We start from the raw sequence: 12592 nt of genomic DNA, 5'->3' as shown, positions 1-12592 counted from the left end.
ATGCGTTTAAATACTCTGTCTCCGGCCGAAGGCTCTAAAAAGGCGGGTAAACGCCTGGGTCGTGGTATCGGTTCTGGCCTCGGCAAAACCGGTGGTCGTGGTCACAAAGGTCAGAACTCTCGTTCTGGCGGTGGCGTACGTCGCGGTTTCGAGGGTGGCCAGATGCCACTGTACCGTCGTCTGCCGAAGTTCGGCTTCACCTCTCGCAAATCAGCGATCACAGCCGAAGTTCGTCTGTCTGACCTGGCGAAAGTTGAAGGCGGCGTTGTAGACCTGAACACGCTGAAAGCAGCAAACATTATCGGTATCCAGATCGAGTTCGCGAAAGTGATCCTGGCTGGTGAAGTTTCTACTCCGGTAACTGTTCGTGGCCTGCGTGTTACTAAAGGTGCTCGTGCTGCTATCGAAGCTGCTGGCGGTAAAATCGAGGAATAAGTAGCAGATGGCTAAACAACCGGGATTAGATTTTCAAAGTGCCAAAGGTGGCTTAGGCGAGCTGAAACGCAGACTGTTGTTTGTAATCGGTGCGCTTATTGTGTTCCGTATTGGCTCTTTCATTCCGATCCCTGGTATTGATGCCGCTGTACTTGCCAAACTGCTTGAGCAACAGCGTGGCACCATCATTGAAATGTTCAACATGTTCTCTGGTGGTGCTCTCAGCCGTGCTTCAATCTTTGCTCTGGGTATCATGCCGTACATTTCGGCATCGATTATTATCCAGCTGCTGACGGTCGTTCATCCGACCCTGGCAGAGCTGAAGAAAGAAGGGGAGTCTGGTCGTCGTAAGATCAGCCAGTACACCCGTTACGGCACTCTGGTGCTGGCAATATTCCAGTCGATCGGTATTGCTACCGGTCTACCGAATATGCCTGGTATGCAGGGCCTGGTTATTAACCCAGGCTTTGCATTCTATTTCACCGCTGTTGTAAGTCTGGTCTCAGGAACCATGTTCCTGATGTGGCTCGGCGAACAAATTACTGAACGTGGTATCGGCAACGGTATTTCGATCATTATTTTCGCTGGTATTGTTGCGGGACTCCCGCCAGCCATTGCCCACACTATCGAGCAAGCGCGTCAAGGCGACCTGCACTTCCTCCTGTTGCTGTTGGTTGCAGTATTAGTATTTGCAGTGACGTTCTTTGTTATTTTCGTTGAACGTGGTCAACGCCGCATTGTGGTAAACTACGCTAAACGTCAGCAAGGTCGTCGTGTCTATGCTGCACAGAGCACACATTTACCGCTGAAAGTGAATATGGCAGGGGTTATCCCGGCAATCTTCGCTTCCAGTATTATTCTGTTCCCGGCGACCATCGCGTCATGGTTCGGGGGCGGGACTGGTTGGAACTGGCTGACAACAATTTCGCTGTATTTGCAGCCTGGGCAACCACTTTATGTGTTACTCTATGCGTCTGCGATCATCTTCTTCTGTTTCTTCTACACGGCGTTGGTCTTCAACCCGCGTGAAACAGCAGATAACCTGAAGAAGTCCGGTGCATTTGTACCAGGAATTCGTCCGGGAGAGCAAACGGCGAAGTATATCGATAAAGTAATGACTCGCCTGACTTTGGTTGGTGCGCTTTATATTACTTTTATTTGCCTGATCCCGGAGTTCATGCGTGATGCAATGAAAGTACCGTTCTACTTCGGTGGGACCTCACTGCTTATCGTTGTTGTCGTGATTATGGACTTTATGGCTCAAGTGCAAACTCTGATGATGTCGAGTCAGTACGAGTCTGCATTGAAGAAGGCGAACCTTAAAGGCTACGGCCGACAATAGGTCGCTCGAGAAGTTACGGAGAGTAAAAATGAAAGTTCGTGCTTCCGTCAAGAAATTATGCCGTAACTGCAAAATCGTTAAGCGTGATGGTGTCATCCGTGTGATTTGCAGTGCCGAGCCGAAGCATAAACAGCGCCAAGGCTGATTATTTCGCATATTTTTCTTGCAAAGTTGGGTTGAGCTGGCTAGATTAGCCAGCCAATCTTTTGTATGTCTGTACGTTTCCATTTGAGTATCCTGAAAACGGGCTTTTCAGCATGGTGCGTACATATTAAATAGTAGGAGTGCATAGTGGCCCGTATAGCAGGCATTAACATTCCTGATCAGAAACATGCTGTGATCGCATTAACTTCGATCTACGGCGTCGGCAAGACCCGTTCAAAAGCCATTTTGGCTGCAGCGGGTATCGCTGAAGATGTTAAGATCAGTGAGCTGTCTGAAGAACAAATCGACACGCTGCGTGACGAAGTTGCCAAATTTGTCGTTGAAGGTGATCTGCGCCGTGAAGTTAGCATGAGCATCAAGCGCCTTATGGACCTTGGTTGCTATCGCGGTTTGCGTCATCGTCGTGGTCTCCCGGTTCGCGGCCAGCGCACCAAGACCAACGCACGTACCCGTAAGGGTCCGCGCAAACCGATCAAGAAATAATCGGGGTGATTGAATAATGGCAAAGGCACCAGTTCGTGCACGTAAGCGTGTAAGAAAACAAGTCTCTGACGGCGTGGCTCATATCCATGCTTCTTTCAACAACACCATCGTTACTATTACTGATCGTCAGGGTAACGCACTGGGTTGGGCAACAGCCGGTGGTTCCGGTTTCCGTGGTTCACGCAAATCCACTCCGTTCGCAGCTCAGGTTGCAGCAGAGCGTTGCGCTGAAGCCGTAAAAGAATACGGCATCAAGAATCTGGAAGTTATGGTAAAAGGTCCGGGTCCGGGTCGCGAATCTACTGTTCGTGCTCTGAACGCCGCTGGTTTCCGCATCACTAATATTACTGATGTGACTCCGATCCCTCATAACGGTTGTCGTCCGCCGAAAAAACGTCGCGTATAACGCGTTCGTTTCTAGGATTGTTGGAGATAGAAAATGGCAAGATATTTGGGTCCTAAGCTCAAGCTTAGCCGTCGCGAGGGTACCGACTTATTCCTTAAGTCTGGCGTTCGCGCGATCGATACCAAGTGTAAAATTGAACAAGCTCCTGGCCAGCACGGTGCGCGTAAACCGCGTCTGTCTGACTATGGTGTGCAGTTGCGTGAAAAGCAGAAAGTTCGCCGTATGTACGGTGTGCTGGAGCGTCAGTTCCGTAACTACTATAAAGAAGCAGCACGTCTGAAAGGCAACACCGGTGAAAACCTGTTGGCTCTGCTGGAAGGTCGTCTGGACAACGTTGTATACCGTATGGGCTTTGGCGCCACTCGTGCTGAAGCACGTCAGATGGTTAGCCATAAAGCAATCATGGTAAACGGTCGTGTTGTTAACATCGCTTCTTATCAGGTTAAAGCGAATGACGTTGTTAGCATTCGTGAGAAAGCGAAAAAGCAATCTCGCGTGAAAGCCGCTCTGGAGCTGGCTGAGCAGCGTGAAAAGCCAACCTGGCTGGAAGTTGATGCTGGCAAGATGGAAGGCACGTTCAAGCGTCAGCCGGAACGTTCTGATCTGTCTGCGGACATTAACGAACACCTGATCGTCGAGCTTTACTCCAAGTAAAGCTTAGTACCAAAGAGAGGACACAATGCAGGGTTCTGTGACAGAGTTTCTAAAACCGCGCCTGGTAGATATCGAGCAAGTGAGTTCGACGCACGCCAAGGTGACCCTTGAGCCTTTAGAGCGTGGCTTTGGCCATACTCTGGGTAACGCACTGCGCCGTATTCTGCTCTCATCGATGCCGGGTTGCGCGGTGACCGAGGTTGAGATTGATGGTGTACTTCATGAGTACAGCACCAAAGAAGGCGTTCAGGAAGATATCCTTGAAATCCTGCTCAACCTGAAAGGGCTGGCGGTGAGAGTTCAGGGTAAAGATGAAGTTATTCTTACTCTGAATAAATCTGGCATTGGCCCTGTGACTGCAGCCGACATCACCCACGACGGTGATGTTGAAATCGTCAAGCCGCAGCACGTGATCTGCCACCTGACCGATGAGAACGCAGCTATTAGCATGCGTATCAAAGTTCAGCGCGGTCGTGGTTATGTGCCGGCTTCTGCCCGAATTCATTCGGAAGAAGATGAGCGCCCAATCGGCCGTCTGCTGGTCGACGCATGTTACAGCCCTGTAGAGCGTATTGCCTACAATGTTGAAGCAGCGCGTGTAGAACAGCGTACCGACCTGGACAAGCTGGTCATCGAAATGGAAACCAACGGCACAATCGATCCTGAAGAGGCGATTCGTCGTGCGGCAACCATCCTGGCAGAACAACTTGAAGCTTTCGTTGACTTACGTGATGTACGTCAGCCGGAAGTGAAAGAAGAGAAACCAGAATTCGATCCGATCCTGCTGCGCCCTGTTGACGATCTGGAATTGACTGTCCGCTCTGCTAACTGCCTCAAGGCAGAAGCTATCCACTATATCGGTGATCTGGTACAGCGTACCGAGGTTGAGTTGCTGAAAACGCCGAACCTGGGTAAAAAATCTCTTACTGAGATTAAAGACGTGCTGGCTTCACGTGGTCTGTCTCTGGGCATGCGCCTGGAAAACTGGCCACCGGCAAGCATTGCTGACGAGTAACCGGATCACAGGTTAAGGTTTTACTGAGAAGGATAAGGTCATGCGCCATCGTAAGAGTGGTCGTCAACTGAACCGCAACAGCAGCCATCGCCAGGCTATGTTCCGCAACATGGCAGGTTCACTGGTTCGTCATGAGATCATCAAGACGACCCTGCCTAAAGCGAAAGAGCTGCGTCGCGTAGTTGAGCCGCTGATTACTCTTGCCAAGACTGACAGCGTTGCTAATCGTCGTCTGGCATTCGCCCGTACTCGTGATAACGAGATCGTGGCAAAACTGTTTAACGAACTGGGCCCGCGTTTCGCGAGCCGTGCCGGTGGTTACACTCGTATTCTGAAGTGTGGCTTCCGTGCAGGCGACAACGCGCCGATGGCTTACATCGAGCTGGTTGATCGTTCAGAGAAAGCAGAAGCTGCTGCAGAGTAATCTGTAGCAACGTAAAAAAACCCGCCTCGGCGGGTTTTTTTATATCTGCTGGATCCCCACTTTCCTACAATAGTCGTATTCATTTTATTCTCTGCGGAGTTTTGCTATGTGGTTACTTGACCTGTGGGCAGAACGACACATTCTTGATGCTCAACGCCAGGGTGAATTTGATAATCTGCCCGGGAGTGGGCAACCGTTAATGCTGGACGATGATTCTCATGTTCCTGCTGAACTGAGAGCGGGTTATCGGATGTTGAAAAATGCAGGTTGCCTGCCGCCAGAGCTTGAGCAGCGTAAAGAGGCAGTTGAACTCGCTCAATTACTCGATTCGGTCAGACAGGGGTCTGCAGAGCATACGGATTACAGCCGTCGTCTTGCATTGCTTGAGCTTAAGCTTCGTCAGGCGGGAGTGAACACAGATTTCCTGCGTGGCGACTATGCCGATCGGTTAGCGTCAAAAATGAATGAGGAATAACGATGTATCGTATTGGTGAGATTGCGAAGCTGGCTGACGTCACCCCTGACACCATCCGTTATTACGAAAAGCAGCAGATGATGGAGCATGAAATTCGCACGGAAGGTGGCTTTCGGTTGTATACCGATAAGGATCTTCAGCGTCTGAAGTTTATTCGCCATGCCCGGCAGCTGGGATTTACGCTGGAGTCGATCCGGGAACTACTGTCGATCCGTATCGATCCCGAACACCATACCTGCCAGGAATCAAAAAGCATTGTGCAGGCGAGGCTGAGTGAGGTCGAAGCGCGAATTGAAGAGTTACAAACGATGCGTCTGTCACTCCAGAGATTGAATGATGCCTGTTGTGGCACCGCGCACAGCAGCGTCTACTGCTCTATACTGGAAACCCTCGAGCAGGGAGCAAACGGGGAAAATCGCGGCTGTTGATTTTATTGCCGTCAGCTTCTACACTCGCGTGGATATTTTATATACCGGAGAATTTATGAGTCATTATCAGCATAAGAAAGGTCAAATCAACGATAATGCTATCGAGGCATTATTACATGATCCTTTATTCAGACAGCGGATCGAGAAGAATAAGAAAGGGAAAGGAAGTTATCTGCGTAAAACTAAACATGCAAAACGGGGTAACTGGGAGGCCAGTGGCAAGGAAGCGAATCGCTTTCTTACCACTGGCCTTCTTGCTTTCAGAGCCTTACAAAGTGCGGTTGTTCTGCACTTTCAGTAAGTCACGAATTTCTGTCAGCAATACTTCTTCTTTCGATGGGGCTGCCGGTGCAGCAGGTTCTTCTTTTTTCTTACGGTTCAATCTGTTGATGAGCTTTATAGCCATGAAGATGGCAAAAGCAACAATCACAAAATCAAATACGTTTTGAATAAACACGCCGTAATGCATTACTACTGCAGGAATATCACCTTGTGCTTCACGCAGGGTTATGGCGAATTGTTTGAAATCAATCCCGCCAATTAACAATCCCAGCGGGGGCATGATGATATCAGCAACCAGTGATGAAACGATCTTACCAAACGCTGCACCAATAATTACACCCACAGCCAAATCCACTACATTCCCGCGCATCGCAAATTCGCGAAATTCTTTAATAAAACTCATTTTGTTCTCCTTGTGCCAGCTGACAAATACAAGTCTAACAAATCATTAGCGGATTGCCATTGAAGAGAGATATGCGTCACAGAAATATAACCCTTACATATTATTGGGTTAAATAAGTAAAGGTGCTGATAACAGCACCTTTGAGGTATTACAGGAAGAAAGGACTCGGCTGGAAGAGGCGTTCGACGTCGGTAATAAACTTTTTATCAGTGAGGAACATAATCACATGATCCCCCTGCTCAATACGTAAATTATCATTGGCGATCATCACGTCATTGCCCCGCACTACCGCGCCAATGATGGTACCCGGTGGGAGCTTAATCTCATCAATGGAACGTCCAACCACACGAGACGTACTCTCATCGCCGTGCGCCACGGCTTCGATAGCTTCTGCCACCCCACGACGCAGAGAAGATACGCCCACGATATCCGCTTTACGCACATGGCTCAGCAGGGCAGAAATGGTGGCCTGTTGTGGCGAAATCGCAATATCGATAACGCTTCCCTGCACCAGATCTACATAGGCGCGGCGCTGGATAAGCACCATTACCTTTTTCGCCCCCATCCTTTTTGCCAGCATCGCTGACATGATGTTGGCTTCGTCATCGTTGGTAACCGCGATGAAAAGATCGACTTGATCGATATGCTCTTCGGCAAGCAGCTCCTGATCCGACGCATCGCCATAAAAAACGATCGTATTCTGCAGTTTTTCGGCCAGCTCAGAAGCCCGCTGTTGATCGCGTTCGATCAACTTAACGCTGTAATCTTTTTCTAGCTGGCGAGCCAGACCGGCACCGATATTACCGCCTCCGACCAGCATAATCCGCTTATAGGGTTTTTCCAGTCGCTGAAGCTCACTCATCACCGCGCGAATATGTTGCGACGCTGCGATAAAGAACACTTCATCTCCGGCTTCGACAATAGTGGAGCCTTGCGGGCGGATAGGGCGGTCATGACGGAAAATCGCCGCAACGCGGGTGTCGATGTGCGGCATATGTTCGCGCATGGTGGAGAGCGCGTTACCAATCAGCGGGCCACCATAATAGGCTTTTACCACCGCAAGACTGACTTTGCCTTCCGCGAAATTCACTACCTGCAGTGCTCCAGGGTATTCGATCAGCCGGTAGATACTGTCAATAACCAGCTGTTCTGGCGCGATGAGATGGTCGATCGGAACCGCATCGGAATTGAACAGCTTATCGGCATCACGTACATAATCCGGGGAACGGATACGCGCGATACGGTTTGGCGTGTTGAATAACGAATAGGCCACCTGACAGGCAACCATATTGGTTTCATCGGAACTGGTAACGGCAACCAGCATGTCGGCATCATCCGCACCGGCTTCACGTAATACCCGGGGATGGGAGCCATGCCCCTGAACCACACGCAGATCGAATTTATCCTGCAGGCTGCGCAGACGATCGCCATTGGTATCAACGATAGTGATGTCATTATTCTCACCGACCAGGTTTTCTGCCAGCGTACCGCCCACCTGTCCCGCGCCCAGAATGATTATCTTCATATCTTGTGACCCGTTATCAACATCACGCTTTGATTAGCTTAGCGTAAAAGAAGCCATCGCCTTCTTCTGCCCCAGGCAGGTTTTGTTTGCCGGGCTGCTCTGGCGTACCGGTCAGATGTAGACGCGCATCTGGCGTACGCTTCAGGAACGCCGCGATCTGCTGGCTATTTTCTTCTGGCAGTACGGAACAGGTGGCATAAACCAGCGTCCCACCTGTTTTCAGATGTGGCCAGATAGCGTCAAGGATCTCTGACTGCAGCTGTGCCAGCTCATTAATATCCCGGTCGCGGCGTAACCATTTAATATCCGGATGACGGCGAATCACCCCGGTAGCTGAACATGGGGCGTCCAGTAAAATACGATCGAACTGCTCATCCCCGCACCACTGCGCAGGCGTGCGCCCGTCGCCCTGCTTAACCTCAGCCTTCATGCCCAGACGCTTAAGATTATCGTAGACCCGGGACAGACGCTGTTCATCAACGTCGACGGCCATCACACTTGCCTGAGGTGCGACTTCCAGAATATGCGTTGTCTTACCGCCAGGCGCGGCACACAGATCGAGAATACGCTCACCGTCTTTCGGCTCAAGCCAGGTCATGCAACCCTGAGCGGAAGCATCCTGAACGGTAACCCAGCCTTGTTCAAATCCCGGAAGAGCAAGTACCGGCGCAGGTGCGGCAAGACGAACCGCATCACTATAATCCGGATGCGGAAAACCACTCATCCCGGCTTCTTCCAGTAGGGCCAGCCACCCATCGCGGGAGTGGTGGTTGCGGTTGACGCGTAACCACATTGGCGGCCGCTGGTTATTGGCCTCAACCACCTTTTCCCACTGCTGAGGATAGGCTTTTTGCAGACGTTTTAATAACCAGTCGGGATGCAGGAAACGTTTTTCGGAGCGGGTAAATTCAGCCAGTAACTCATCCTGTTGGCGCTGAAACTGACGTAATACGCCGTTAATCAGCCCCTTAAGCTGCGGACGCTTAACCGCAACCGCACCCTCTACCGTTTCAGCCAGTGCGGCATGAGGCGGAATGCGGGTATGCAGTAACTGATAGAAGCCGACCATGATCAGATAATGAAGCACGCGCTGTTTGCCCGCCATCGGGCGCGCCATCAGTTTGCCGATTAGCCACTCTAACTGAGGTAAGGTGCGCAGAACGCCAAAGCACAATTCCTGAAGCAGTGCTTTATCCTTATCGGAAACTTTTTGCTGTAACGGTGGCAGGACATTGCTCAGGGATTGGCCCTGTTCGACCACTTGTTCGATCGCCTGTGCTGCCAGGCTGCGTAAATTTTGTTTTTTCATAACCGCAAAAATAAAAATGCCCGGAAACACCGGGCCTTAAATGGAGATGATTTCAGGCGAGACTATTGCCAGGCGTAAACCATTCGCGGCGTGAGTTCAGAAGGTCCTGCGCGCTCATGGCTTTTTTACCTGCAGGTTGTAAGGATTCCAGATTGAGGATCCCTTCAACAGTTGCGACCTGAATACCCTGCTTACTGGCTTCAATAATCGTTCCGGGCGCGGCGTTTGCCTGTCCGTCAATCACGGTAGCCTGCCAGACTTTCACCGGCTGCCCGTCTATCTCCAGCCAGCTCATTGGCCAGGGATTAAATGCCCGGATGCAACGTTCAAGCTGGGCTGCGGAAAGTGACCAGTCGAGGCGGGCCTCTTCTTTGCTGAGCTTTTCGGCGTAGGTCACCAGGGCTTCGTCCTGGACTTCTGGCTGAGCACGGTTATCCGCCAGCTGTTGCAGCGTATCGATAAGCCCTTTTGGTCCAAGTTCCGCCAGTTTGTCATACAGCGTGGCGCTGGTGTCTTCGGCAGTAATGGGGCAGGAAAGCTTATAAAGCATGTCGCCAGTATCCAGACCCACGTCCATCTGCATGATCGTCACGCCAGTGTCGGCATCGCCGGCCCACAAAGAGCGTTGAATCGGCGCCGCCCCGCGCCAGCGCGGAAGCAGTGAGCCGTGGACGTTAATGCAACCCAGGCGCGGCATATCAAGCACCGCTTTTGGCAGGATGAGGCCATATGCCACAACCACCATGACATCCGCATTTAAATCAGCGACCAGCTGCTGGTTTTCCTGCGGACGTAACGAAGCAGGCTGAAACACCGGTAAGCCATGTTCTTCCGCCAGCACTTTAACCGGGCTCGGCATCAATTTTTTACCACGGCCTGCCGGGCGATCGGGCTGAGTAAAAACGCCCACAACCTTATGGCCAGACGACAACAGCGCGTCCAGATGACGCGCTGCAAAGTCAGGTGTTCCTGCGAAGATGATACGTAGTGATGTAGACACGTTATTCCTTGTATCCGGGGTCACGTTATGCGCGGGTGCGCATGCGATCCAGTTTCTCTACTTTCTGACGAATACGTTGCTGCTTCAGTGGAGAGAGGTAATCGATAAACAGTTTACCGACCAGATGATCCATCTCATGCTGAATGCAGATCGCCAGCAGATCGTCTGCTTCCAGTTCAAAAGGCTTACCGTCGCGATCGAGCGCGCGGATTTTAACTTTTTCTGCACGAGGAACCAGCGCTCTCTGCTCAGGAATAGAGAGACAGCCTTCTTCGATTCCGGTTTCGCCGCTTTTTTCCAGTAACTCCGGGTTAATTAACACCAGGCGTCCTTCACGGTTTTCGGAAACGTCGATCACGATAATGCGCTGGTGAATATCAACCTGCGTCGCCGCGAGACCAATGCCTTCTTCGGCGTACATCGTATCGAACATATCATCAATGATACGTTGAGTTTCTGCATTCACTTCTTTTACCGGCTCGGCGACTTTGCGAAGGCGCTCGTCCGGGATATGTAACACTTGCAAAACTGCCATATTTTTCCAGAGTCGTGTTCAGGAGTTGATAAGAATATACCCTCTATTCTAGACAAAACCCCCTCTGATTGACAGCATCAGTGACCAATCGCAAAGATTGCTATAGCGGCTTGTGGCAGGGGAAAGGATGACATCCACAGAGATATGGTTACGCCTGATCAGCACTGGAGAATTGTACGGCGATAAGATGGTGGCGATAGCGCAGCAGTTACAGCGCCAACCCCATATTGATGGTGCTGTGCTGACAGGAATGGGGCTGACCCAAAAGCAAAAGGCGCGGTTTCTTACATTTTCGCCGCGTGAAATTGATCGCAGTATGCAGTGGCTGGCAGAACCGGATCATCACCTGATATGTGCAGACAGTGCTCTCTATCCCGTCCAGCTACGCGCCATTACGGATTATCCGGGCGCCCTGTTCGTCAGGGGGGCTGTGCAGGTGCTGTCGAGCCTGCAGCTGGCCGTCGTTGGTAGCCGTTCCCACTCCTGGTATGGCGAGCGGTGGGGAACACTCCTGTGCGAGCAGCTGGCCCAGGCGGGCCTGACGATTACCAGCGGCCTGGCCTGCGGAATCGATGGGGTCGCGCATCGCGCCGCGCTTACCGTAAAGGGGAAGAGCGTGGCGGTTTTAGGCAATGGTTTGTCCGAAGTCTATCCCCGACGCCATACCTCGCTGGCCACGCGTCTTGTTGAGAGCGGTGGCGCTGTGATTTCGGAGTTTCCTCTCGCTACGCCTCCCTGGCCCGGTAATTTTCCCCGGCGTAACCGTATCATTAGTGGCCTGAGCCAGGGGGTATTCGTCATCGAAGCGCGGTTAAAGAGCGGCTCACTCGTTACCGCGAAATGTGCACTCGAACAGGGGCGCGAAGTCTTTGCGCTACCAGGGGCGATTGGAAACCCAGGTTGCGAGGGACCTCACTGGTTGATAAAGCAGGGCGCCACGCCAGTGACGGCGGTAGACGATATTCTGGAAAGTTTGCGTTATGGCCTTAACTGGCTGCCACAGGATCCCGAAAATGGGCTTTATTCATCAGAGCAGGACCAGGTAGCATTGCCATTTCCTGAGCTCCTGGCTAACGTAGGAGATGAGGTAACACCTGTTGACGTTGTCGCTGAACGTGCCGGCCAACCTGTGCCAGTAACGGTAGCACAGCTACTGGAACTGGAGTTAGCAGGATGGATCGCAGCTGTACCCGGCGGCTATGTCCGATTAAGGAGGGCAAGCCATGTTCGACGTACTCATGTATTTGTTTGAGACTTACATCCATAACGAAGCTGAAGCACGCGTGGATCAGGACAAACTTACACGCGATCTCACCGATGCAGGTTTCGAACGGGAAGATATTTACAACGCGTTAATATGGCTCGAAAAACTGGCTGATTATCAGGAAGGCCTCGCCGAACCGATGCAGTTAGCTTCCGATCCGCTGTCTGTACGCATTTATACGGCTGAAGAATGTGAAAGGCTGGATGCCAGTTGCCGGGGATTTGTTTTATTCCTGGAGCAGATTCAGGTGCTGAACCTCGAAACGCGAGAAATGGTGATAGAGCGCGTCATGGCGCTGGATACGGCAGAATTTGAACTGGAAGATCTGAAATGGGTCATCCTGATGGTTCTGTTCAACATTCCAGGCTGTGAAAATGCCTATCAACAAATGGAAGAATTACTCTTTGAAGTGAATGAAGGTATGCTGCATTAATTCATCATGCAGCA

18 protein-coding genes are annotated in these 12592 nt (G+C 51.3%); 13 read left to right on the top strand and 5 right to left on the bottom strand.

What is annotated here, in order from left to right:
* The 11 genes from rplO (at nucleotide 1) to G7090_RS21290 (ending at nucleotide 6128) form a co-directional block, all read left to right on the top strand.
* Nucleotides 1-435, top strand: a complete 435-nt coding sequence (rplO, locus tag G7090_RS21340; protein WP_032614692.1) for a 50S ribosomal protein L15 — start codon at nucleotides 1-3, stop codon at nucleotides 433-435.
* A 7-nt stretch (nucleotides 436-442) separates the two neighbouring features.
* A complete protein-coding gene (gene secY / locus G7090_RS21335) occupies nucleotides 443-1777 on the top strand; it encodes a preprotein translocase subunit SecY (protein ID WP_032614690.1) in 1335 nt (444 codons plus the stop codon).
* Nucleotides 1778-1805: 28 nt separating this feature from the next.
* Nucleotides 1806-1922: a 50S ribosomal protein L36 gene (rpmJ, locus tag G7090_RS21330; protein ID WP_000868187.1), complete on the top strand. Its 117-nt coding sequence runs from the start codon at nucleotides 1806-1808 to the stop codon at nucleotides 1920-1922.
* 146 nt (nucleotides 1923-2068) lie between these two features.
* The gene (rpsM, locus tag G7090_RS21325) at nucleotides 2069-2425 is read left to right on the top strand and encodes a 30S ribosomal protein S13 (protein ID WP_003031135.1); all 357 of its coding nucleotides are present in this window, start codon (nucleotides 2069-2071) and stop codon (nucleotides 2423-2425) included.
* Nucleotides 2426-2441: 16 nt separating this feature from the next.
* On the top strand, nucleotides 2442-2831 hold the full coding sequence (gene rpsK, locus G7090_RS21320) for a 30S ribosomal protein S11 (protein WP_003863312.1): 390 nt from the start codon (nucleotides 2442-2444) through the stop codon (nucleotides 2829-2831).
* A 33-nt stretch (nucleotides 2832-2864) separates the two neighbouring features.
* A complete protein-coding gene (gene rpsD / locus G7090_RS21315; RefSeq protein WP_032614687.1) occupies nucleotides 2865-3485 on the top strand; it encodes a 30S ribosomal protein S4 in 621 nt (206 codons plus the stop codon).
* A 25-nt stretch (nucleotides 3486-3510) separates the two neighbouring features.
* Nucleotides 3511-4500 carry a DNA-directed RNA polymerase subunit alpha gene (gene rpoA, locus G7090_RS21310; protein ID WP_002919219.1) on the top strand — a complete coding sequence of 330 codons (990 nt, stop codon included), beginning with the start codon at nucleotides 3511-3513 and terminating at the stop codon, nucleotides 4498-4500.
* A 40-nt stretch (nucleotides 4501-4540) separates the two neighbouring features.
* On the top strand, nucleotides 4541-4924 hold the full coding sequence (gene rplQ / locus G7090_RS21305; RefSeq protein ID WP_001216368.1) for a 50S ribosomal protein L17: 384 nt from the start codon (nucleotides 4541-4543) through the stop codon (nucleotides 4922-4924).
* A 106-nt stretch (nucleotides 4925-5030) separates the two neighbouring features.
* Nucleotides 5031-5399 carry a DUF1992 domain-containing protein gene (locus G7090_RS21300; protein ID WP_106996074.1) on the top strand — a complete coding sequence of 123 codons (369 nt, stop codon included), beginning with the start codon at nucleotides 5031-5033 and terminating at the stop codon, nucleotides 5397-5399.
* Nucleotides 5400-5401: 2 nt separating this feature from the next.
* On the top strand, nucleotides 5402-5827 hold the full coding sequence (zntR, locus tag G7090_RS21295; RefSeq protein WP_106996073.1) for a Zn(2+)-responsive transcriptional regulator: 426 nt from the start codon (nucleotides 5402-5404) through the stop codon (nucleotides 5825-5827).
* 55 nt (nucleotides 5828-5882) lie between these two features.
* Complete coding sequence (locus G7090_RS21290) at nucleotides 5883-6128, top strand: alternative ribosome-rescue factor A (RefSeq protein ID WP_166184323.1); 246 nt, start codon at nucleotides 5883-5885, stop codon at nucleotides 6126-6128.
* On the opposite strand, the gene mscL is transcribed toward G7090_RS21290, so the two are convergent.
* The 5 genes from mscL to def form a co-directional block, all read right to left on the bottom strand.
* A complete protein-coding gene (gene mscL / locus G7090_RS21285) occupies nucleotides 6096-6512 on the bottom strand; it encodes a large-conductance mechanosensitive channel protein MscL (RefSeq protein ID WP_166184321.1) in 417 nt (138 codons plus the stop codon). The genes G7090_RS21290 and mscL overlap by 33 nt on opposite strands.
* Nucleotides 6513-6660: 148 nt before the next feature.
* Nucleotides 6661-8037 carry a Trk system potassium transporter TrkA gene (gene trkA, locus G7090_RS21280; protein ID WP_106996071.1) on the bottom strand — a complete coding sequence of 459 codons (1377 nt, stop codon included), beginning with the start codon at nucleotides 8035-8037 and terminating at the stop codon, nucleotides 6661-6663.
* Between the two features lie 22 nt (nucleotides 8038-8059).
* Nucleotides 8060-9346, bottom strand: coding sequence for a 16S rRNA (cytosine(967)-C(5))-methyltransferase RsmB (gene rsmB, locus G7090_RS21275; protein WP_166184319.1), 1287 nt, complete (start codon nucleotides 9344-9346; stop codon nucleotides 8060-8062).
* Nucleotides 9347-9398: 52 nt separating this feature from the next.
* Nucleotides 9399-10346: a methionyl-tRNA formyltransferase gene (fmt, locus tag G7090_RS21270; protein ID WP_166184317.1), complete on the bottom strand. Its 948-nt coding sequence runs from the start codon at nucleotides 10344-10346 to the stop codon at nucleotides 9399-9401.
* Between the two features lie 25 nt (nucleotides 10347-10371).
* Nucleotides 10372-10881 (bottom strand): peptide deformylase, encoded by a 510-nt coding sequence (gene def, locus G7090_RS21265; protein ID WP_106996069.1) that lies wholly within the window; start codon nucleotides 10879-10881, stop codon nucleotides 10372-10374.
* Between the two features lie 127 nt (nucleotides 10882-11008).
* On the opposite strand from def, the gene dprA reads away from it, so the two are divergent.
* Nucleotides 11009-12133 (top strand): DNA-protecting protein DprA, encoded by a 1125-nt coding sequence (gene dprA / locus G7090_RS21260; RefSeq protein WP_166184315.1) that lies wholly within the window; start codon nucleotides 11009-11011, stop codon nucleotides 12131-12133.
* On the top strand, nucleotides 12105-12578 hold the full coding sequence (smg, locus tag G7090_RS21255) for a DUF494 family protein Smg (protein WP_032614670.1): 474 nt from the start codon (nucleotides 12105-12107) through the stop codon (nucleotides 12576-12578). Before dprA ends, smg begins: the two co-directional genes overlap by 29 nt.
* Nucleotides 12579-12592: the final 14 nt, after the last annotated feature.

Source organism: Leclercia sp. 29361 (genome assembly GCF_011290365.1).
Taxonomy (GTDB): domain Bacteria; phylum Pseudomonadota; class Gammaproteobacteria; order Enterobacterales; family Enterobacteriaceae; genus Enterobacter; species Enterobacter tamurae.
Note: the sequence above shows the minus strand (reverse complement) of the source record. Positions and strands in the feature narration are given on the sequence as shown.